Raw genomic sequence first — 19,094 nt, forward strand, 5'->3', positions numbered from 1 at the left:
GGGTTGCAGGCAGTGGCCGTTCCGGCTTCTGGTTTTTGAAAGGGTCAGCGGCTGCGCAGGCGCACGTCGGCGTGGTCGCGCAGCCAGTCACCAAGGATCTGCACGGCGAAGGTGAGGAGCAGGATCATCATCGCCGGGGCGACCACGATCCACGGGGCGGTCGGCAGGTAGTCGCGGCCGACGCCGACCATGGAGCCGAGCGTCGCCGTCGGCGGCTGCACGCCGAGGCCGAGGAACGAGAGCGTCGATTCCAGGATGACGATGTTGGAAAAGTTCAGAGTGAACTGGACCACCAGCGGCGACACCACATTGGGCAGGATGTGACGCAGGGCGATGCGCAGCGGTCCGGCGCCGGCCGCGCGCGCCGCCTCGATGAACGGCATTCCGGTCAGCTTGCGCACTTCGCCGCGAACGATGCGGGCGTGCTGCTCCCAGCCGTAGACGCCGAGCACCAGCACCATCACTTCCAGCGAACTGCCGAAGATCGCCAGGATCAATAGCGCGATCAGGGTGAAGGGAATGGCGATCTGGGCATCGACCGCGCCCATGACGAAATCCTCGAACACGCCGCCGACAAGACCGGCCAGCAGCCCGAGCGTGCCGCCGATCAGAAGCCCGATGACGGCGCCGGCGAGAGCAAGTGTAAAAGTCAGCCGCAGGCCGTAGATGCAGCGCGAGAGAATGTCCCGGCCGAGCTCGTCCGTACCGAGGAAGAACCCGGCCTTGTAGCGCTCGAAGCCGAGCGGCGGGCGCAGGCGCGAAATCAGGCTCTGGTGGTTGGGGTCGAACGGCGCAATCAGTGGTGCTGCGATCGTCAGCAGCACCAGGATCAGCCCGACGATCAGCGCGATCCTGAGAACCCAGTCCGCCTTGCACCAAAGGGCGTAGCCCGGGATCCGGTGCGGCGACAGGATCGGCCGCCGGACGGTCTGGGGCAGGGAAGAGGTGAGGTCGCTCATGGCTTATCCCTTTGCAAGACGGATGCGCGGATCGGCGTAGGCGTAGGCAATGTCGACCGCGGCGTTGATGCAGATGACGGCGACGGCGACCATCAGCACGCCGAACTGGAGGACCGGGTAGTCGCGCATGATCGCGGAGCGCACCAAAAGGTCGCCGATGCCCGGCCAGGAGAAGATGGATTCGATGACCACGCTGCCGGCGGCGATCCAGCCGGCGATCTGCAGGCCGACGACGGACAGGATCGTGATCGAGGCGTTCCGCAGGCCGTGCTTCAGGATCACGGTGCGTTCCGGCAGGCCCTTTGCCCGGGCCGTGCGCATGTAATCCTGGCCAAGCACGTCCAGCATGGCGTTGCGGGTAAAGCGGGTCAGGGCGGCGACGAACATGCCGGACATGGCAAGGGTCGGCATGATGAAATGCAGCGCAGTGCCGTCACCGACCACGGGCAGCCAGTTGAGCGTATAGGCGAAGATCAGCACCAAAAGGGTGGCGATGACGAAGGGCGGCACCGCATAGCCCATGAAGGCGATCACCATGATGGCGCTGCCGACGAACCGGGTCCGGTAGACCGCCGCCGCAATGCCGAGCGGGATGGAAAGGGCGAAGGTGAAAATCGCGGTGCTGAACAGGAGCTTCAGCGACGGCCAGATCCGCTCGGCGGCGATCTCCGCGACCGGGCGCCGCTCCAGGAACGACAGGCCGAACTCGCCGGTAAAGATCGAGGCGATGAATTTCCAGTACTGGGTCGCGACGGACCCGTCGAGCCCGTAATAGGCGATCAGCAGCTGGCGGTCTTCCTGGGTGATGCCCTCGCCGATGACGAAATCGATCGGATTGCCGGAGAGCCGGGTGGCGAAGAAGACCAGCGTGATGATGATGAACAGCGTGACGGCCATCTTCAGCAGCGTCCGCAGCACATAAGTCAGCATGACAGCGCTCCCTGACGAGGCGAAACGGGGTCTTTGTGAAGGGCTGCGGCCGGCGGCCGGGCCACGTGAATGAAGGCCAGACCAGCGCGTGCGGCGGCCTCGCCGTCGGTTGCCGGATTGTCACCGACGAAGACGGAGGTTTCCGCCGTGGCGCCGGACCGGTCGAGGGCAAGGTCGATCAGGGCCGGTTCCGGCTTGCCGAAGGAGCGCAGAACCACATCCGGCTTGCACAGGCGCACGGCGGCGGCGAGCGCCCCGGTCTCTGGAACCGGCAATCCGTCCGGATCCGGATGGGTGGCGTCCAGATTGGCGACGATGAGGTCGGCACCCTGATGCAGCGCCTTCAGGAGCCGTTGCAGGTCGGCGATGGCGAATTTCGGATCGCGGGCGAGAAGCACGACTTCGGGCCCATGCTCGACCGGCCGGAGACCGAGGCTTTGGGCAAGGTCGCAGATCGGATCTTCCGCAAACACCTGGACCGTGGCGCCCGGATACTCCCGGGCGATCCGGTTGACAGCGACCTCACCGGCCAGACAGATCCGCTCTGCCGGAATGTTGAAGCCGATCACGGCCAGACGGTCGGAAAGCGTTTCCCCGGTATCGGCGGAATTGTTGGAAACGATCCAGAGCCGGTTCGCAACGGAGTGTGCGAACTCCAGCGCACCGGAAAGAGGCTGTCCTCCGGCAACCAGGCAGCCATCGAGGTCGCACAGGACGGCATCGTAGCCGGCGACCATCTCCGGGGTCAGTTCCGCAACCTGCCTGTTTCTCAATTCCAGCATAAAACCATCCGATCGGCCGCAATTGATCGCTCCGGCATGGCTGCCGGCTGCGGAATGCGGTTCGTTTTGTTTCAAGAAAACCGGAACGTGGTCCCGGTCTCGGGATGGATACGAAACTGTCGTCTAAGTGTGACGGCGCCGTAACAAAGAAAACCTATGGTATGGGCCAGCAAAACATTTGCGTTGCTTCCAAAAGGAACGGCTGGCTTTTCATGTCGGTGACACTGTCTCGTATCCGCGCGATCAATGCGGTCGCGGCCGGCGGCTCCTATGCGGAAGGCGCCCGGGCACTCAAGGTTTCCCAACCGGCCGTGGCCCGTCACGTCAAGGAACTGGAGGCCGAATTCGGCGTTCGCCTGTTCGACCGCAAGAACGGTATTCTCTATCCCACGCCGCTCTGCAACGAGCTATGTGACATCGCCGAACGCATGGCGGAGGCCGAGCGCGAGGCCCGGCGGATTCTCTCCCGCCATAACACGCTGCTGAACGGGCGGCTGACCATAGGGCTGGGCAATTCCATGCCCGGCATGGCGCTTGTCGCCCGGTTCCTGAAACGCCATCCGAGCATCGAGATCGCGGTGGAAACCGGGTCCCACGAGCAGATCACCAAGGCGGTGCTGCGGCGCGAGGTCGATGTTGCCGTGTTACCCGACGTGCCCGCCGACGGCCGCTTCCGTCAGGCCCTGCTGACCCGCCAGAACGTGGTCGCCATCGTCCATCCGGACAGCGCCCTGTCGCGGGAGGCCTCTGTCACCTGCGAGCGTCTGATGGCCGAGCCGCTCATCTTCCGCACCCGCGGCTCGTCGACCCAGCGGGTGGTGGACCGCGCCTTTCGCGCCGCCGGGTTCGAGCCGGTCCCGTTCCTGACCCTCGACACCCGCGATGCGGTCTACGAGGCCGTGGTCAACGGCCTCGGCGTCGGCTTCCTGTGGCGCTTCGGCACCGGGCGGACCGACGTGGTCCACCGGGTCCCGGTCAGCGATATGCAGCGCGAATATGACGAGGTGGTCTTTTCCCTGGCCGACGAAAGCAGCGTCCTGCTGAACGCCTTCTTCACCGCCGTCGAGGCCTTCCGCAAGGATGCGGATACCATCCTGCAGCAATAGATGTGGCCACTGGCTCTAAGGCAATTTCACCGCCTGGTTTTTCATTGACGGGCTGATTCCGGTACCCTGTCAGAAATGATTCTATTCTTGCTTGGAAAGTAACCTATATGTTACTAATTCACCAATGCAATTAGTCGAGTACCAAACCAGTGACGGCAAAAGCCCATTCGCGGAATGGTACAACAACCTCGACGCAAGAGCGGCGGCCAAAGTGACGGTTGCCATGGTGCGTATGGAGCAAGGCAACTTTTCCAATGCCAAGGGAGTCGGAAGCGGGGTCCAGGAGTTCCGCATCGACTTCGGACCGGGCTACCGGGTGTATTTCGGTAAGGACGGCGACCGTCTCGTTATCCTGCTTGCCGGCGGCACCAAGAAGCGCCAGCAGAAAGACATCGAGGCAGCCCAGGCCCGTTGGCAGGATTACAAGAAGCGAAAGAAGAAGGGCTAGCGATGGCTGGACTGACACGCGAATTCAAGGAGACCGTAAAGGCACGCGCCGAGCGCGACCAGGCGTTTCGTGCTGCCCTGTTTTCCGAAGCTGTAGACCTGCTGATTTCCGGAGACGTTGAAACCGGCAAGGCCGTGTTGCGCGACTACATTAACGCGACAGTGGGCTTTGAGGAACTGGCCGAAAAAGTAGGTACTCCCTCAAAAAGTCTCATGCGGATGCTGAGCGAAAAGGGCAATCCGACTGCTTCAAAACTGTTTGCGGTTATCAGTCAGCTGCAGAAGACAACCGGGGTGCATCTGGCGGTTGGCACAGGTGGATAGCAAAGACAAATGAGATGGTTGAAATCAAACATTGAGAAGATTTCCAACCTGAAAGCGCAAGGCTCTCCGGAAAGCCTCACCTATGCAGCCCTAGAATGCCGGTTAGCGATAGAGCGCGTCTGTTATGACCGGCTCCGCATCGCGCACGACTACATATCCCAAGACGACATTAGGAAGTGGCAGCCGAAAGACGTTGTAAACACGCTGATACAGGAGGTGGATAGCAAAATTGCCGCCTCCTATACGTTTTCGGTGGGCAAGGAACCTATCAAAACAGAGGGTGACCTTACCCAGGAAGACTACGAGGCAATGGAATTTGTGCCGGTAGGTTCCCAGGTCGGTTTTGACCCGAAGAAAATGGGCAAGCTCTGGAATGCGATTTCCTCATTCCTGCATGTGAAAGTCCCGAAATTGAAAAGCGATAAGGTCACCGAATATGGTGATCCGGCCGCGCTGGAAAAGAAGATTGATGAGGTTTTGGTCGAGCTAGAGCGTCTGTCACAAGGCACGCTGATCGGGAGCGGATTCGGTAAAACCGTACGCTTCGATTGCATATGCGGCACCGAGAACAAGCGACGCTCTTCACTTTTAAAAGAAGGTCAGACCATCAACTGCATCAGCCCGGATTGCATAGAGCGTTGGGTGGTTGAGTTCGATGGGGAAGATATAGAATTCGTTCGAAAGAAAATTAATGTGCCGTGTCGCTCATGCTCGGTAGAAACGGCTTTTCCCGAAAAGGCGATGCTTGACCTTGGACTAAACCGGCAAGCGCGATTCATTTGCCAAGAGTGCGGTGAAACCAACCACGTCATGTGGCGGCTGAACCAAGCCGTCAATAAGGGTGAATAACGATGCCACTGTTACGGCTTTTGTTTTTCCGAAAGCCGGTAATGCTCCTTCATCATCTTATTAACCTCGGCCGCCGTGGCTCCCTTGATTTCAAGGTTCTTGGTTTTGAACGAAGCTGTGGGCACCAGCCGACAAGCGGCCAAGAGCGCCCTTACTTGCTCTACAATCGTTGCCCACATCTCCATATCTCCAGATCATCTGCATCGAGGAATCCGATAACAAATGATGGTTTGCACCATCACCCGCGTATCCGCGCGGGTGAATCTGCCCCCATTTGAGAGGCGTTAAGTGCGAAAGGCGGAAATTTCGCCAAGATTGGCGGATTCTCGCCATTTCACAAAATGCCGGAACAACGCTTCAGGGGGTTAAGTGCGCCCGTGGGATAATGCCCCCGATTTTTCATCGCGTCCGAAAGGTATCTTGCGCCATACTGGTTAAAATCAATTAACTGTTAGTTGCCATTAAGTTGGGCTTAGAGTTCGAGCTTTGAGGAAAAAATATGGGTTGGGAAAATTTAGTTCCCGGGTGCTTCGGTGCAGCCGACGCCCGATTTGCACTTCATGCAACAGACGAGAAACGCGCTAAGGAAGCCATCAAAGCGGCAAAGACCGCAGGGGCTTCGTTCGAAGACTTTGAAAAAGAAATTCTTTGGTACTGCTATCAGAAGGTTAGCCACGATGGATTTCTTGGACATGTCGAGGAACAGGTCGCTGAAGCGAAAAAGCTGTGGCGTTGAGGTTTCTTCAAAAGTCACGCTAATTGCCGGGTTGAAGTATAAAGGAGGTGCTGATGAAGGACAAAGAAATAGGCGATATTTTTAAGACAAAGAAAAAGGCTTCAAATCGAGCAAAAATGGAAAAATTATCGGCAGAAAAGCAACGAAAAAAGACGAGTTAAGCCAAATAGACAATTTACTAAATGTGGGTTTGTTAAAAAAGTTGATTTACAACTATGTAAGTAAATCAGAAGATCTTGATAAAGATATATGGATTAAAATAGACACTTTAATACACAAGTATTTGGGTTTTGATGACCTATTCGACGATGACGAGCATGAGAGAACGGCAGTATATATTTTTTGTTTAGCCCATCGTCATCAGAAAGAAAAGATAGTGAGAGAAGCAATTAAAAAGTTATTAAATGAAGGAATTGAAATCAGATTTCAAAGACCAGCCTTTTCATATGGTGACCGCGAGATAGAGTTAGTTATAAACTTCGAACGTATAATATAAATACTAAATATAGCTCTGTGCTGCATAAGTTATAATTTTTGAATCACCCCTCACCTCTTTTGAAACCAAACGCTTAGGGCATGCAAAAGTCCGTTGCAGAAAATTGGATATGCTTGCGTCAGAACCAAGCAGCAAAACTTGGACCGGTAGCATACTGCCCCAAAGGCCGATGGATGCAAGTTAGCATGTGCCGAATGGGACCGGCCAACCAAGTCTTATACAGACGGCATCGCTTTCCCGGTCGAAATAAGCCGGAGAGGCGCAACGGCTAAGGTTCTGGACCGACCCTATTTCGGTGCCGTGGCCGGGGCGACCATGCCGGGGACATAGGCGCTGGAAATGAAGGAGCGGGCGTGGGCCTTGAAGGCTTCCGCCAGCCGGGATTGGCGCAGGGATTTCAGGCTTGCCACCCCGAGCGTCATCGGCCGGTGGTTGCCGGACAGGCGCACGCGGACCACCTTGCGCCCGTCGAGGGCGGCGTCCGAGCGGGGTGTCACATTGGCAAGCGTGTAGCCGAAGCCGTTGGCGACCATGGTGCGGATCACGTCCGGATGGGCGAAGCGGTAGCCGATGTTGGGCGTCAGGCCTTCCGCCATGAACAGCGCCTGGAAATATTCGCTTGAGAGCGGCAGGTCGAGGAACACCAGCGGCAGCTCTGAAAGCTCCTCCAGGCCGACCGAGGAGCGCCGCGCCAGCGGATGGTTTTCGCCGAAGAGCGCATGGGCGGGAAGCTCGACCAGCGGCTGGAACTTGATATCCTCCGGGATCGACAGGTCATAGGTCACGGCCACGTCGATGGCCGCGCTTCTGAGACCGTTCAGGATGGTCTCCTGATGGTCCACATGCGGGCGGATGGTGGTGCCGGGAAAGGCGGAGGTGAAGGCAAGGGCAAGTTCCGGCAGCACCATCGGCGCCAGGGTGGTCAGGCAGCCGACATTGAGCTGGCCCCTTATGTCGTCGCTTGCTTCCGTCGCGACGCTGTAAAGGGTTTCCGCCTGTTCCAGCAGTTGCTTGGCTTCCGCCAGCAGCGTCCGCCCGACCGGGGTCAGCGACAGTCCCTGGGCGTGGTGGCGGATGAACAGCTGGACGTTGAGCTCTTTTTCCAGCTGGGAAATCGCCGTCGACACTGACGGCTGGGAAATGCTGACCCGCTCCGCCGCCTGGGTGATGCTGCCGGTCTCGCCGGCGGCGATGAAATACTCAAGCTGTCTGAGCGTGAAGCGCATTAGGTCATGGCCTGAACGGATATTTTTCTCAGCAGACCCTAGAGCAAGCCGGGTTCGGAGTGAATCACTTCAGCAGCTTATTCGTCTCCGGGCACGCCGTAGCTCGGAGCCGCGGTCGGATCGATGGCGCGGGTGACATAGTCTTCAAGCTGCGGCTTGTAGAGATCCCAGAGGTTCGACAAGGCCCCGATCGGGTCTTCCTCCGCCCAGTCGACCCTCAGATCCGCCACCGGCCAACTCACGTTGCGGACCATGTAGAGGCCGGCGGAATGAACCGGCCCGGCTTCGCCGCCGGCGGCAAGGCCGGCCTTCATGGCCTTGATCAGCCGGTCGCCGAGGTCGCCCTCTGCCTCTGAATACGCCGCGACCATGGCCGACGGAACCGTGTCATTGGCAAGGAGATTGCCGGCAGCGGCACAATAGGGGCCCTGCGCGGTCGCGTTGATGCCAAGGGTGTGCTCGCCGGAAAAAGTTGCCGTCTGCCCGGTCCGGTCCAGAACCACCACCTGCCGCCAGTCCTTGGTCGGATAATCGGAGAGCAGGATTTCCAGTGCCTTTGCCGCCGCTATGCCGCTTTGCAGGAGGTCGAGCGCCTTCGGTCCGAGGGACGGATCGGTGATGTTCTGCGAGGCGACGACGCCGGCCCCGGCACGGGCATGGGCGCAGCGGGCCGCCACGGCGGGCGAGGACGATGAAATGGCGATCCCCATCATTCCGGTTCTGGGGCAGCAGGCGGAAATCGAAAATGTCATGAAGGAGCCCCTGGATTATTCATCTGGAATGACGGCGGTCACGTCGATCTCGACCAGCCATTCCGGACGCGCCAAAGCGGAAACGACGATCCCGGTCGAGACCGGATAGACGCCCTTCAGCCATTTGCCGACCACCCGGTAGACGGCTTCCCGGTAGCGCGGATCGACGATGTAGATGACGATCTTGGTGATATGCGCCAGTTCGGAACCGGCTTCCTTCAACAGCATGTCGATGTTGGTCATGGCCTGTTCCGCCTGGGCGGTCACATCGCCGATGCCGACATTTTCCGAGGTGTCGAGGTTCTGGCCGATCTGGCCGCGCACGAACACCATTGTGCCTCTGGCGACCACGACCTGGCACAGGTCGTTGTCGAGCTTCTGCTCCGGATAGGTGTCCCTGGTGTTGAAGCAGCGGATGCGTTTATGGGCCATGGGCTTTCCGTCAGTCATGCGTCTTCCGTCTCCCGCTGCGGGGACCGGGTGTAGGTCATGTAGCCGCGCTGCTTGGCGATATGATCGGCCACATATCCGGCGTCGTACCAGACACCCCAGATAAAGGAGGAGCCGCGCCGGGTCTGCCAGGGCAGGCCGAGGAAATAGACACCCGGCTCCTTCGAGACGCCGCGCTTGTGGATCGGCCGGCCCTGGTCGTCGAACGTGTCGACCTTCAGCCAGTCGTAGTCGACGGAAAAGCCCGTCGCCCAGATGATCGTGGTGATCCCCGCATCCGTCAGGTTCAGCTCAAGAATCGGGTTTGCGACACACTCCGGGTCCGGATCGATCCGGCGCGCCTCGGGTTCTTGCGGCAGGTCGAGACCGTTGCGCTCGATAAAGGCGTCGGCCTCGTCCAACAGCGACAGGTAATTGGTATCCCCGCCTTCGATATTGGCCTTGAGATCCGGCGCGAAGCGCAGCGTGCCGTCCTCGTAGGCCTCGGTCCGGCCCAGGAGCGTCATGCCTTTCGCCGCCAGTCGGCGGAAATCGACCGTATGGCCGCCGTCGACGCCGCTGACCGCGATCGTCGTGTGTTCCACGCCCGGCGTTGCTTCCGCATCCCACTTGTTCAGGACGCCCAGCCACCAGACGAAGTCGCGGCCGCGATAGCTGCGCGGCGGACGGTCGTGCGGGCCGACGGAAAGATAAACCTGCTTGCCCGCCTCAAGAAGTTCGGCCGCGATCTGCGCGCCCGAAGACCCGGCACCGACGACCAGAACCGCACCTTCCGGCAACTGGCCGGGATTGCGGTAGGCGGCGGAATGCATCTGGGCAATCCCCGCGTCCGCGGGAACGAGATCCGGCATGACCGGGTGCTGGAACGCGCCGGTCGCCGCAATCACGTAATTGGCCTCGATCGGGCCGTCCGAGGTTTCGATGTGGAACCCGCGCCGGCCGGTGTTCCGCCTGACCTCGGTCACCTCCACGCCGCAGCGGATGGGGGCTGCGATCTTGTCCGCATAGGCGACGAAATAGTCGGCGACCGCTTCCTTCGCAACGAAGGCATCCGGGTCGCAATCGGGAAATTCCATGTTCGGGAACCGGTCGTGCCAGGCCGGGCCGTTGGCGACCAGCGAATCCCACCGCTCCGAGCGCCAGCGCTCGGCGATCCGGTTCCGTTCCAGGACGAGATGGGAGATACCGCATCGGCTCAGGTGCTCGCTCATGGCAAGGCCCGCCTGACCGCCACCGACAACAAGCGCTTCTGTCTTTTCAACCGTCATGTCCGAGCCCCGTCCTGGCATTCTGATTGCCTTGGATGATGACCGGATCGGCTGATTAGATAAATTCTTTCTTTTCTATATTTTGCTTCAATAAAATCTAAGCGATAAGCCTAAGCAGCGAGTTGATCGCTGACCCGGCCGAGCATGGCGCGGCAGGCTTCGATCTGGTCGCGGGTCACGAATTCGTCCGGTTTGTGGCCCTGTTCCATGCTGCCCGGTCCGCAGACCACCGCCGGTACACCGAGCGTCGAGGTGAACAGCCCGCCCTCCGTCCCGAAGGCGACCTTGATCGCCCGGTTGGTCCGGGACAGCGAAAGCGCGTTTGAAACGGCGGTGCCGCCGGAGGAGGTGTCGAGGCCCGGGTATTCGTTGAAGATCTCGATATCGATGCCGGCCTTGGGGAACCGTTCCCTGGCCTTGGCGGAAATCCGGCCGGCGGACGCAAAAAGCCGGTCCATCAGGACCTTCGGATCGTCGGAGGCGATATTGCGGATCTCGAAGGATAGCGTGCAATGATCCGGCACGATGTTCAGCGCCGTGCCGCCATGGATGATGCCCGCATGAACGGTGGTGTAGGGGATGTCGTAGTCATCGTCCCGGGTGCCGGTTTCCTCGAGTTCCCCCTGCAGGGCGCGGATGTACTTTAAAAAGTCCGCGGCAAGGTGGATGGCGTTGAGCCCGGTCGGCGCCAGCGCCGAATGGGCGGCAACCCCGCAACACGTCGCATGGGCGCCGGTCTTGCCCTTGTGCCCGGCGGCCACCTGCATGGAGGTCGGCTCGCCGATAAGCACCCAGTCCGGTTTCAGGCCCGCCTTGGAGAGTTCTGCCAGCATCGGGCGCACACCGACACAGCCGATCTCCTCATCATAGGAAAGCGCGATATGCAGGGGCCGCGACAGGGTCCGGTTCTTTGCCGCCACCATCGCCTCCATGGCGCAGGCGACGAAACCCTTCATGTCGGTCGTGCCCCGGCCGTAGAGGCGGCCGTCCGCCTCGCTCATGCGGAACGGATCGCGGGTCCAGTCCTGGCCGTCCACCGGAACCACATCCGTATGCCCGGACAGCACGATCCCGCCGGGTCCCTCAGGACCAACGGTGGCGAACAGGTTGGCCCGGTCGCCCGTCTCCGACGGGTAAATCCGGCTTTGAATGCCGTTCTTCTCAAGGAAGTCCGCAACGTAGCGGATCAGGTCGATGTTGCCGTCCCGGCTTACCGAGGGAAAGGCAATCAGGCGGTCGAGGATGTCGAATGCGGTGCTCATGGACCCAATTGTCGACATTTCCGGCGATTTGGCCAGTTTTCTCCGGGCTCCACGATAGAGTGGATACGAAAAACAGTCCTGCCTACACCCGTCTCCCCCCTTGAGGGGGAGATGTCGGCGCGAGCCGACAGAGGGGGGTGAAACGGCACCGCGTTTTCTGAAAATCCGTATTTTCCGAGAGGCTTATACCCCCCTCTGTCTCCTGACGGAGACATCTCCCCCTCAAGGGGGGAGAGGAAAACAAGCGGATAAGCCGGAATTTCAACACCTACGCCGTTACACCGGACAACAGTGGTCAAAGCGTGGAAATCACTTCGGTAATGCTGTCCCGCAGGATATCCGCCACCTGGCCGATCTGGCTTTCCGTCAGGATCAGGGTCGGCGACAGGATCAGGATGTTGCCGAGCGGGCGGGCGATCAGGCCGCGCGCCTGGGCGGCGCGGGCGACCCTCAGGCCGATGCCGTCTTCCGGCGTAAACGGTTCCTTCGTCGCCTTGTCCTTCACGAACTCGATGCCGATCATGAAATGGCTGCCGCGCACCTCGCCGACAATGGAGAGATCGTCGAGCCCGCGCAGGGCGTTTTCGAAGATCTTGCCGGTGGTGCGCACCTGTTCCGGCAGCTTGTCCCGTTCCATCAGCGCGATATTGGCAAGCCCGGCCGCGGCGGCTGCCGGGTGGCCGGAATAGGTCATGCCGTGCAGGAACAGACCGCCCGGTCCGGAAATCACCTCGTGGATTTCATCGGAGACGATGGTGGCCGACATGGGCTGGTAGCCCGAGGTCAGGCCCTTGGCGGTGGTGATGATGTCCGGGGTGACGCCGAACACGTCCTGCGAAGCGAAGAAATGGCCCAGGCGGCCGAATGCGGTGACCACCTCGTCGGAGATGTACTTGATGTCATTCTCCGCGCAGACCGCGGCCATGCGGGCGTGATAGCCCGCCGGGGGGACGATCACGCCGCCGGCGCCCATGATCGGCTCGGCGATGAAAGCGGCGATGTTTTCTGCGCCGATGTCTTCGATCGAGCTCTTCAGATCCTCGATGAGCGCGTCGAGGAATTCCGCCTCGCTCATGCCGTCGCCCTCGCGCCAGTAGTGGGGCGAGCGCAGGTGATGCACCAGGTCGTTGGCGCCGTCCCAGCCGACCGAATAGAGCGGCGTCGTCATGGCGATCGACAGGTAGGTCGAGCCGTGATAGGCGCCGATCCGGCTCAGGATCTTCTTCTTGTTCGGCCGCCCCAAGCGGTTGTTGTAGTGGTGCAGGATGCGCACCGCGCTGTCGTTGGCAACAGAGCCGGAATTGCCGAAATAGACCTTGTTCAGGTGGCCCGGCGCCAGGCTTGCGATCTTTTCCGCAAGGGCGGCCGCGGTCGGGTGGGTGAAATTGTAGAAGGTCGAATAGAAGTCGAGCTCGTTGAGCTGCTCGGTGATCGCATCGATGATTTCCTTGCGTCGGTGGCCGGCGTTGACGCACCACAACCCGCCGATGCCGTCGATCAGCTCGTTGCCCTCACTGTCGCGCACGAGCGCGCCGTCGGCGCCGACGATCACGGTGCGGGCGCCGTTCTGCTTCAGGGCGTTCAGGTCGGCGAAGGACTGGATCAGATGGGTATCTGCCGTCAGCACCGCGTCGGTGGTCATGTTCAGATCAAGTTTCATCGGTTCTCCCGACCTCCCTGTAGTCTTCGCGTTGAAGTGAAAGCAGTTCCGGGGCGATGTCTCCGACCGGAGCGAGGTCGGCGACGAGAAGCGCCTCGCCCCGTCCGGCGGAGGCAAGTAGCTGGGCATCGGGGCCGACGATGACGGAATGGCCGCCAAAGGTCAGATTGCCCTCGGTCCCGCAGAAATTGGCATAGGCAATGGTCAGGCGCATTTCCGCTGCGCGCGCGGGCACGAAGGCGGTCGACACATGCTCGAAGCCTTGCGGATTGGCGGTCGGCACCAGCACCAGGCTGACGCCCTGTGCGGCGAGAGCTGCGCAGTGCTGGGGAAATTCCACGTCGTAACAGATCATCAGCGCGGTCTTGTGGCCGTAGAGATCGAACACCGTATAGGCGTCGCCATAGGAAAAACTGGCGCGTTCCATCGGTCCGTAGAGCTGGATCTTGCGGTAATGGGCGACCTGTTCGCCCGTGTCGTCGAATGAGGTGGCGGCATTGTAGACCGTGCCGTCGGCGGCTTCCGCCCAGCCGATGGTCAGGCCGCAGCCGGCCTGTTTCGCAAGCGCGGACAGGCGTTTCGTCCAGGCCCCGCCCAGAGGCTGGGCGAGGACTTTATGCAGGTCCGGCCGGTTGTAGCCGGGCAGGAAGACTTCCGGAAAGACAGCCATCTTCGCGCCCGCCAGGGCGGCCGCCGACAATTGCCGTTCGATGCGGGCAAAGCCTGCCTCGATGTCACCGCCGATCGCCGGTCCCTGGTAAAGCGCGAGTTTCATGGCTGTCGTTCCGGTTCCGTTACTTCTTCAGGTTGGTCCAGATGGCGTCGTAGAGCACCTGGGTCTCCTGCGGGCAGGCCTCCACGAAGACGCCCTTCGGGCCTTCCGGCGGATTGGATTCCGGCGAGTTCTTGACCGCCGGATCGAGGAACGGATCGACGCCTTTCACGCCCGAGGTGTACTGGGCGTAATTGGTCACCGCCGCGGCGTTTTCCGGCTCGAGCAGGAAGTTCATGAACTTCAGCGCGTTTTCGCGGTTCGGCGCGTCCTTCAAGAGAACCACGTTGTCCATCCACACGATGTAGCCTTCCTTCGGGAAAGCGTATTCGATGTTGGCGCCTTCCGAGCGGGCCTTGGCGGAGAAGCCGGACCAGATCATGCCGGCAGCGGCGTCGCCGGAGACGAGCACGTCCTTGGCGACGTCGGAGCCAAAGGACGCCCAGTCCTTCTTGGCGTCGATCACCAGCTTGTTCAGCGCCTTCAGCTGATCGCGGTCGGAGGTGCACTGGGGAATGCCCAGGTAGAGCGAGGCAAGGGTCAGGGTCTCGCCGGCGGTGTCGAGCACGTTGATCTTGCCCTTCAGTTCTTCCGGCGGATCGAAGATCACCGACAGGCTGTCGATCGGTCCCTTGTAGACGTCGCGGTTGACGGAGAAGGAGGTCGAACCCCACTGGTAGGGGATGGAGCTTTTCCGGCCCGGATCGAAGGAAACATCGACCCACTGGTCCTGGATGCTGCCGAAATTGGACAGGTCCGACGGCTCGAACGTGTCGAGCATGCCTTCGTTGTTCAGGATCTTGACCATATAGTCGCCGGGAACGGCGACGTCGTAGGAACCGAGCTTGCCGGCCTTGAGCGCCGCCAGCAACGCCTCGTTGCTGTCGTAGGTGTCCATGGTCACCTCGACGTCGTATTCCTTGGCGAACTTGTCGAGCAGTTCTTGCGGAATGTACTCGAACCAGTGATAGATCGAGAGTTTCCCCTCGGCCTGCGCCGCGCCGGTCAGGGCGAGAAGCGCCAGGGACGTCGTCAAAAGCAGTTTCTTCATGTCTTGCTCCACTCTGGTTGGTTTTGTTTTTGGTCAGTTTTCTTTTGCTTTGTTTTGCCCGGCCCGGCCGATCAGCCAGGACAGGGAAACGAAAATCACCGAGATGCCCAGCATCAGGGTGGAAATGGCCATGATGTTGGGCTTGATGCCCTGCTTCACCGATCCGAAGATCGCCGTCGGCAGGGTTTCGACACCGGCTCCCTTGACGAAATTCGTGATCAGGAAGTCGTCGAGCGAAATGATGAAGGCGAGCAGGAACCCGGACAGGATCCCGGGCGTCATCAGCGGCAGGAGGACCAGCTTGAAGGCCTCTCTCGGCGTGGCGTAGAGATCCATTGCCGCCTGTTCGTACATGTCCGGAATGCTCTGCATCCTGGCCGAGATCGGCAGGTAGGCGAACGGGATGCAGAAGACGATATGGGCGATCAGGATCGTCATCAGCCCGGTGGTGAAACCGATCGCGGTGAAGAACACCAGGCTTGCTACCGCCGTCACCACTTCGGGAACCATCAGCGGCAGGCTGATCAGCGCGAAGCTCAGCGTCTTGCCGTTGAACCGGCCGGTCCGGGTCATGGCGACGGAGGCAAGGGTGGCGATTGCCGTCGCGATGATGGAGGCGGTGATGGCGATGACGAAGGAATTGATTGCCGCCTGCTGGAATTTCGGCGCTTCCGGGCCGGTAAAGACGTCCACGTACCAGGCCAGCGACGTGCCGCCCCACCTGGTGATCGAGGTGGAGGCGTTAAAGGAATAGACGGCGACCACGATCAGCGGCGCGTAGAGCACGATCAGGCACAGGATCGTGACCGTCAGGAAGCCCGGGAAGCGGCGAAGATCCGTCTTGGCCGGCATTTTCCTTACGCCCCCCTGTTCTGGTTGCGGGCGTAGACCAGCAGCACGGCCATGACGATGGTCAGCAGGATGGTCGACGCGGCCGCACCGAAGGGCCAGTTGCCGGCGGCACCCTTGAACTGTTCCTCGATCAGCGAGCCGATCATGAAGGTCTTGGCACCGCCGAGCAGATCGGGCGCAAGAAAGGCGCCGAGAGACGGCACGAAGACCAGAATGCAGCCGGCGACGATCCCCGGTTTTACCTCCGGCAGGATGACGAGCCGAAGCGTGGTCCAGACGCCGGCGTAGAGATCCGCGGCCGCCTCGGAGAGGGCGAAATCATACCGCTCCACCGCCGCGTAGATCGGCAGCACCATGAAGGGCAGGTAGCTGTAGAACAGGCCGAGCTGGACGGCGAAATTCGTGTTGATTAGCCCGAGCGGTTCCGAAATGGTCCCGCTCCATAGCAGGAACTCGTTGAGCGGCCCGGTGTCGCGGATGAGGAATTTCATCGAGACCGTGCGGATCAAGAGATTCACCCAGTAGGGCACGGTCACGAGGAACAGCCAGACCGACCGGGTCTTGGCGTCGCGGGTCGCGATGAACCAGGCGGTCGGAAAACCGATCAGCAGGCAGGCGATGGTCGCAACCCCGGCCTGCCAGATCGAGCGCCAGAAAATGCCGATATAGGTCCACTCGATGGTCGGCGGCTCGTCGCCGAACAGGCCCCGGTTGAAGAAGAACTGGTCATAGGCGGCGGTCGAGAACTGCCAGATCACGCCGCCGCGGAATTCCTTGGTCAGAAACGAATAGATCGCCATCATGGCGACGGGCGCGAGCAGGAACACGCCGATCATCGCCCAGGCCGGAAGCATCAGTTTCAGGCTGTTGCCGCGATAGATGTTGGAGGCGGACCCCTCGCCCATCGGCGCGCCGGCCGCCATCAGTCGGCGAGCAGGCGCGCAGCACCTGCCTCCAGCTTGAGACCGACGGCGGCGCCGGTTTCGGGAACCGCCGTCGTTTCCGAATTCTGCAGCCGGACAGTCATCCTCTCGCTGTCTGCGAGACGGACCTGGAGGTGGATGTCGGTGCCGAGATAGACCTGGCCTTCCACGGTGGCGTCGAGATCGCCGCTTCCCTGCGCACAGAGGCTGATCCGTTCCGGGCGGACCGAAAGGTGGCCCTTGCCGGATTGCACAACGGCTGCCGCCGGACAGGTGAAACAGTGGCCGCCGGGCAGGGAAATTGCCGCCATGCCGTTGTCGACGGAACGGACATCGACATCGAGCAGGTTGGTTTCGCCGATGAAGTCGGCGACGAAACGGTTGAGCGGGGTCTCGTAGATTTCCCGTGGCGTGCCGATCTGCTGGACGCGGCCTTCCGACATCACCGCGATCCGGTCCGACATGGTCAGCGCTTCTTCCTGATCATGGGTGACGAAGATGAAGGCGATGCCGGTTTCCCGCTGCAGCGCCTTCAGTTCCATGCGCACGGCCTGGCGGAGTTTCAGGTCCAGCGCCGACAGCGGTTCGTCGAGGAGAAGCACCTGGGGACGCGGCGCCAGCGCTCGGGCAAGGGCGACGCGCTGTTGCTGGCCGCCGGAAAGCTGGGCCGGTCTGCGCGCGGCGAAGTCTCCAAGCTGGACCAGTTGCAGCACCTGGTCCGCCCTGGCGACAGCTTCCGGCTTCGACCAGCCGCTGCGCAGAAGGCCGAACATCACGTTCTCGATGACGGTCATGTGCGGGAACAGGGCATATTGCTGGAAGACGGTGTTCACCGGCCGCTTGTGCGGCGGCAGGCCGGTGATGTCGCCGCCTTTCAGCCGGATGACGCCTTCGGTGACGTCCTCGAAACCGGCGATGCAGCGTAAAAGGGTCGTCTTGCCGCAACCGGACGGTCCGAGCAGGGTGAAGAACTCGTTCTCGCGGATATCCATGGAGACGCCGTGCAGGGCGGTGACCGGGCCATATCGCTTGACCACCTTGTCGATACCGACTGCAATTTCGGTGCTGGCCATGGATGCCTCTTCTCTGATACCCCTGATCTCGAGACTGAAACCGTAAATCGATACAATATGAGGGGTATATACCCCCAAGGAGGTATGCCGGATGGAGCTGCCAAACTCGGCGGAAAGGCACTTGGGGAGCGCCATATCGGCACTGGCGACCGATCAGTTTGAATTCAAGCTTTATCAATGGCTTACCCGGTGTTTTGAGGTCGATAACACGACCATGCTGGCGTATTTTCAAAACCGCGTGCCGGAAATACTGTTTACCCAGGCGGTTGAAAAACGGGTCCATGAACGGCTTGAAACGGATTACGTTCCGGGCGCCTATCTGCTGGACCCGTTCCACGCCCTGCATGTCGACAACGCTCCGCCGGGGCTTTACCGGCTGAAGGATATCGCGCCCGACCAGTTTCACCGGAACGAGTATTTCGCCGCCTATTATCAGCGTACGACCCTGATCGATGAAATGGCCTATGTCGCCTGTCCGGCCGAAGGAGTGTCGGTGCATATCTGCCTTGGGCGGGACATGTCTTCGGGCCGGCGCTTTTCGCTGCGCGATATGCAGAAAGCGGAACGCATCACGCCCATCGTCTGCGGCCTGATCGAGCAGCGCTGGTCTTCTTTGCAGTCGAGCGGGGATTTTCGCGACGAGGATCTGGCAGATCATCTTATCGCCGCGATGAACAGCGAGCACGGCGTGTCGCTTAGTCCGCGCCAGGCGGAAATCGCCTTGCTGATCCTGCGCGGTCATTCCTCCGTTTCGATCGGGCTGCGTCTCGGCATCTCTGCGCAGACCGTCAAAGTGTTTCGCAAGCAGCTTTACCGCAAGTGCCGGATCTCGTCGCAAGCGGAATTGTTTTCCCTGCTCATGCCGTTGCTGGCATTTCACGAAAATGATCGCTAGCGGGAATACGTTCTTCTACCCGGCTACTGTTGCTTTCTTGCGAGCATCACTTCTTTGCAGGCCTGTTATATCGGGACTTGGTTTTCTGCTGTCCGATCGATTTCAGTTACGTCAGTCGCAAGCGTGGCAAGGAAAGTAAGTGATTTGAATGCAACTAGGCTTCGTGGACAAAGGGTATCCAGAGTTTGACTGAGGCGAGCGCGACAAAGCCGAGGTAGGATTCCTTGGTTTTGTCGTAGCGGGTCGCGATGCGCCGCCAGTTCTTGAGTTTGTTGAAGAGG

The 19,094-nt window shown here is 60.6% G+C and carries 21 protein-coding genes and 1 pseudogene; 6 read left to right on the forward strand and 16 right to left on the reverse strand.

Annotated features, from left to right (window positions below):
* Positions 1–44: 44 nt before the first annotated feature.
* Genes HK439_RS19835 through HK439_RS19845 form a run of 3 tightly spaced genes read right to left on the reverse strand, consistent with a single transcriptional unit; the run spans position 45 to position 2,671 of the window.
* A complete protein-coding gene (locus tag HK439_RS19835; RefSeq protein ID WP_190293213.1) occupies positions 45–959 on the reverse strand; it encodes an ABC transporter permease in 915 nt (304 codons plus the stop codon).
* Between the two features lie 3 nt (positions 960–962).
* Positions 963–1,889, reverse strand: a complete 927-nt coding sequence (locus HK439_RS19840; RefSeq protein WP_190293214.1) for an ABC transporter permease — start codon at positions 1,887–1,889, stop codon at positions 963–965.
* The gene (locus HK439_RS19845; RefSeq protein ID WP_190293215.1) at positions 1,883–2,671 is read right to left on the reverse strand and encodes an HAD-IIA family hydrolase; all 789 of its coding nucleotides are present in this window, start codon (positions 2,669–2,671) and stop codon (positions 1,883–1,885) included. Before HK439_RS19845 ends, HK439_RS19840 begins: the two co-directional genes overlap by 7 nt.
* Before the next feature lie 212 nt (positions 2,672–2,883).
* Here HK439_RS19845 and HK439_RS19850 point away from each other — a divergent pair, with 212 nt between their 5' ends.
* From HK439_RS19850 to HK439_RS19865, 4 genes are all read left to right on the forward strand, one after another.
* Entirely contained in the window at positions 2,884–3,777 is an 894-nt protein-coding gene (locus tag HK439_RS19850; RefSeq protein ID WP_190293216.1) for a LysR family transcriptional regulator, read from the forward strand.
* A gap of 124 nt (positions 3,778–3,901) precedes the next feature.
* A complete protein-coding gene (locus HK439_RS19855; protein WP_190293217.1) occupies positions 3,902–4,225 on the forward strand; it encodes a type II toxin-antitoxin system RelE/ParE family toxin in 324 nt (107 codons plus the stop codon).
* A 2-nt stretch (positions 4,226–4,227) separates the two neighbouring features.
* On the forward strand, positions 4,228–4,548 hold the full coding sequence (locus tag HK439_RS19860) for a DNA-binding protein (protein WP_190293218.1): 321 nt from the start codon (positions 4,228–4,230) through the stop codon (positions 4,546–4,548).
* Positions 4,549–4,557: 9 nt separating this feature from the next.
* On the forward strand, positions 4,558–5,397 hold the full coding sequence (locus HK439_RS19865; protein WP_190293219.1) for a hypothetical protein: 840 nt from the start codon (positions 4,558–4,560) through the stop codon (positions 5,395–5,397).
* An 11-nt stretch (positions 5,398–5,408) separates the two neighbouring features.
* On the opposite strand, the gene HK439_RS19870 is transcribed toward HK439_RS19865, so the two are convergent.
* Positions 5,409–5,576, reverse strand: a complete 168-nt coding sequence (locus tag HK439_RS19870; RefSeq protein ID WP_190293220.1) for a hypothetical protein — start codon at positions 5,574–5,576, stop codon at positions 5,409–5,411.
* A 320-nt stretch (positions 5,577–5,896) separates the two neighbouring features.
* Between HK439_RS19870 and HK439_RS19875 the strand changes: the two genes are divergently transcribed.
* On the forward strand, positions 5,897–6,133 hold the full coding sequence (locus tag HK439_RS19875) for a hypothetical protein (protein WP_190293238.1): 237 nt from the start codon (positions 5,897–5,899) through the stop codon (positions 6,131–6,133).
* Between the two features lie 783 nt (positions 6,134–6,916).
* Here the strand turns inward: HK439_RS19875 and HK439_RS19880 are convergent.
* From HK439_RS19880 to HK439_RS19930, 11 genes are all read right to left on the reverse strand, one after another.
* On the reverse strand, positions 6,917–7,855 hold the full coding sequence (locus tag HK439_RS19880) for a LysR family transcriptional regulator (protein WP_190293221.1): 939 nt from the start codon (positions 7,853–7,855) through the stop codon (positions 6,917–6,919).
* A 77-nt stretch (positions 7,856–7,932) separates the two neighbouring features.
* Positions 7,933–8,607, reverse strand: a complete 675-nt coding sequence (locus HK439_RS19885; protein ID WP_190293222.1) for a DUF1028 domain-containing protein — start codon at positions 8,605–8,607, stop codon at positions 7,933–7,935.
* Between the two features lie 15 nt (positions 8,608–8,622).
* Positions 8,623–9,039 carry a RidA family protein gene (locus tag HK439_RS19890; protein WP_190293236.1) on the reverse strand — a complete coding sequence of 139 codons (417 nt, stop codon included), beginning with the start codon at positions 9,037–9,039 and terminating at the stop codon, positions 8,623–8,625.
* Positions 9,040–9,053: 14 nt separating this feature from the next.
* A complete protein-coding gene (locus tag HK439_RS19895) occupies positions 9,054–10,325 on the reverse strand; it encodes a flavin-containing monooxygenase (RefSeq protein ID WP_190293223.1) in 1,272 nt (423 codons plus the stop codon).
* Between the two features lie 110 nt (positions 10,326–10,435).
* Positions 10,436–11,587 (reverse strand): acetylornithine deacetylase, encoded by a 1,152-nt coding sequence (argE, locus tag HK439_RS19900; RefSeq protein WP_190293224.1) that lies wholly within the window; start codon positions 11,585–11,587, stop codon positions 10,436–10,438.
* A gap of 295 nt (positions 11,588–11,882) precedes the next feature.
* Positions 11,883–13,247 (reverse strand): aminotransferase class III-fold pyridoxal phosphate-dependent enzyme, encoded by a 1,365-nt coding sequence (locus HK439_RS19905; RefSeq protein ID WP_190293225.1) that lies wholly within the window; start codon positions 13,245–13,247, stop codon positions 11,883–11,885.
* Entirely contained in the window at positions 13,237–14,022 is a 786-nt protein-coding gene (locus HK439_RS19910) for a carbon-nitrogen hydrolase family protein (RefSeq protein WP_190293226.1), read from the reverse strand. Before HK439_RS19910 ends, HK439_RS19905 begins: the two co-directional genes overlap by 11 nt.
* Before the next feature lie 19 nt (positions 14,023–14,041).
* Positions 14,042–15,070 (reverse strand): extracellular solute-binding protein, encoded by a 1,029-nt coding sequence (locus HK439_RS19915; RefSeq protein ID WP_190293227.1) that lies wholly within the window; start codon positions 15,068–15,070, stop codon positions 14,042–14,044.
* A gap of 33 nt (positions 15,071–15,103) precedes the next feature.
* Positions 15,104–15,922 (reverse strand): ABC transporter permease, encoded by an 819-nt coding sequence (locus HK439_RS19920; RefSeq protein WP_190293228.1) that lies wholly within the window; start codon positions 15,920–15,922, stop codon positions 15,104–15,106.
* 5 nt (positions 15,923–15,927) lie between these two features.
* Positions 15,928–16,845, reverse strand: a complete 918-nt coding sequence (locus HK439_RS19925; protein WP_190293229.1) for an ABC transporter permease — start codon at positions 16,843–16,845, stop codon at positions 15,928–15,930.
* Positions 16,845–17,918 carry an ABC transporter ATP-binding protein gene (locus tag HK439_RS19930; RefSeq protein WP_190293230.1) on the reverse strand — a complete coding sequence of 358 codons (1,074 nt, stop codon included), beginning with the start codon at positions 17,916–17,918 and terminating at the stop codon, positions 16,845–16,847. The genes HK439_RS19925 and HK439_RS19930 overlap by 1 nt, the downstream gene beginning before the upstream one ends.
* A 91-nt stretch (positions 17,919–18,009) precedes the next feature.
* Between HK439_RS19930 and HK439_RS19935 the strand changes: the two genes are divergently transcribed.
* Entirely contained in the window at positions 18,010–18,813 is an 804-nt protein-coding gene (locus HK439_RS19935; RefSeq protein ID WP_190293231.1) for a helix-turn-helix transcriptional regulator, read from the forward strand.
* Positions 18,814–18,967: 154 nt separating this feature from the next.
* Here the strand turns inward: HK439_RS19935 and HK439_RS19940 are convergent.
* A pseudogene (locus HK439_RS19940) lies at positions 18,968–19,094 on the reverse strand (IS5/IS1182 family transposase); the annotation flags it as partial.

The sequence above is a fragment of the Roseibium aggregatum genome, from assembly GCF_014692675.1.
GTDB lineage: Bacteria > Pseudomonadota > Alphaproteobacteria > Rhizobiales > Stappiaceae > Roseibium > Roseibium aggregatum_C.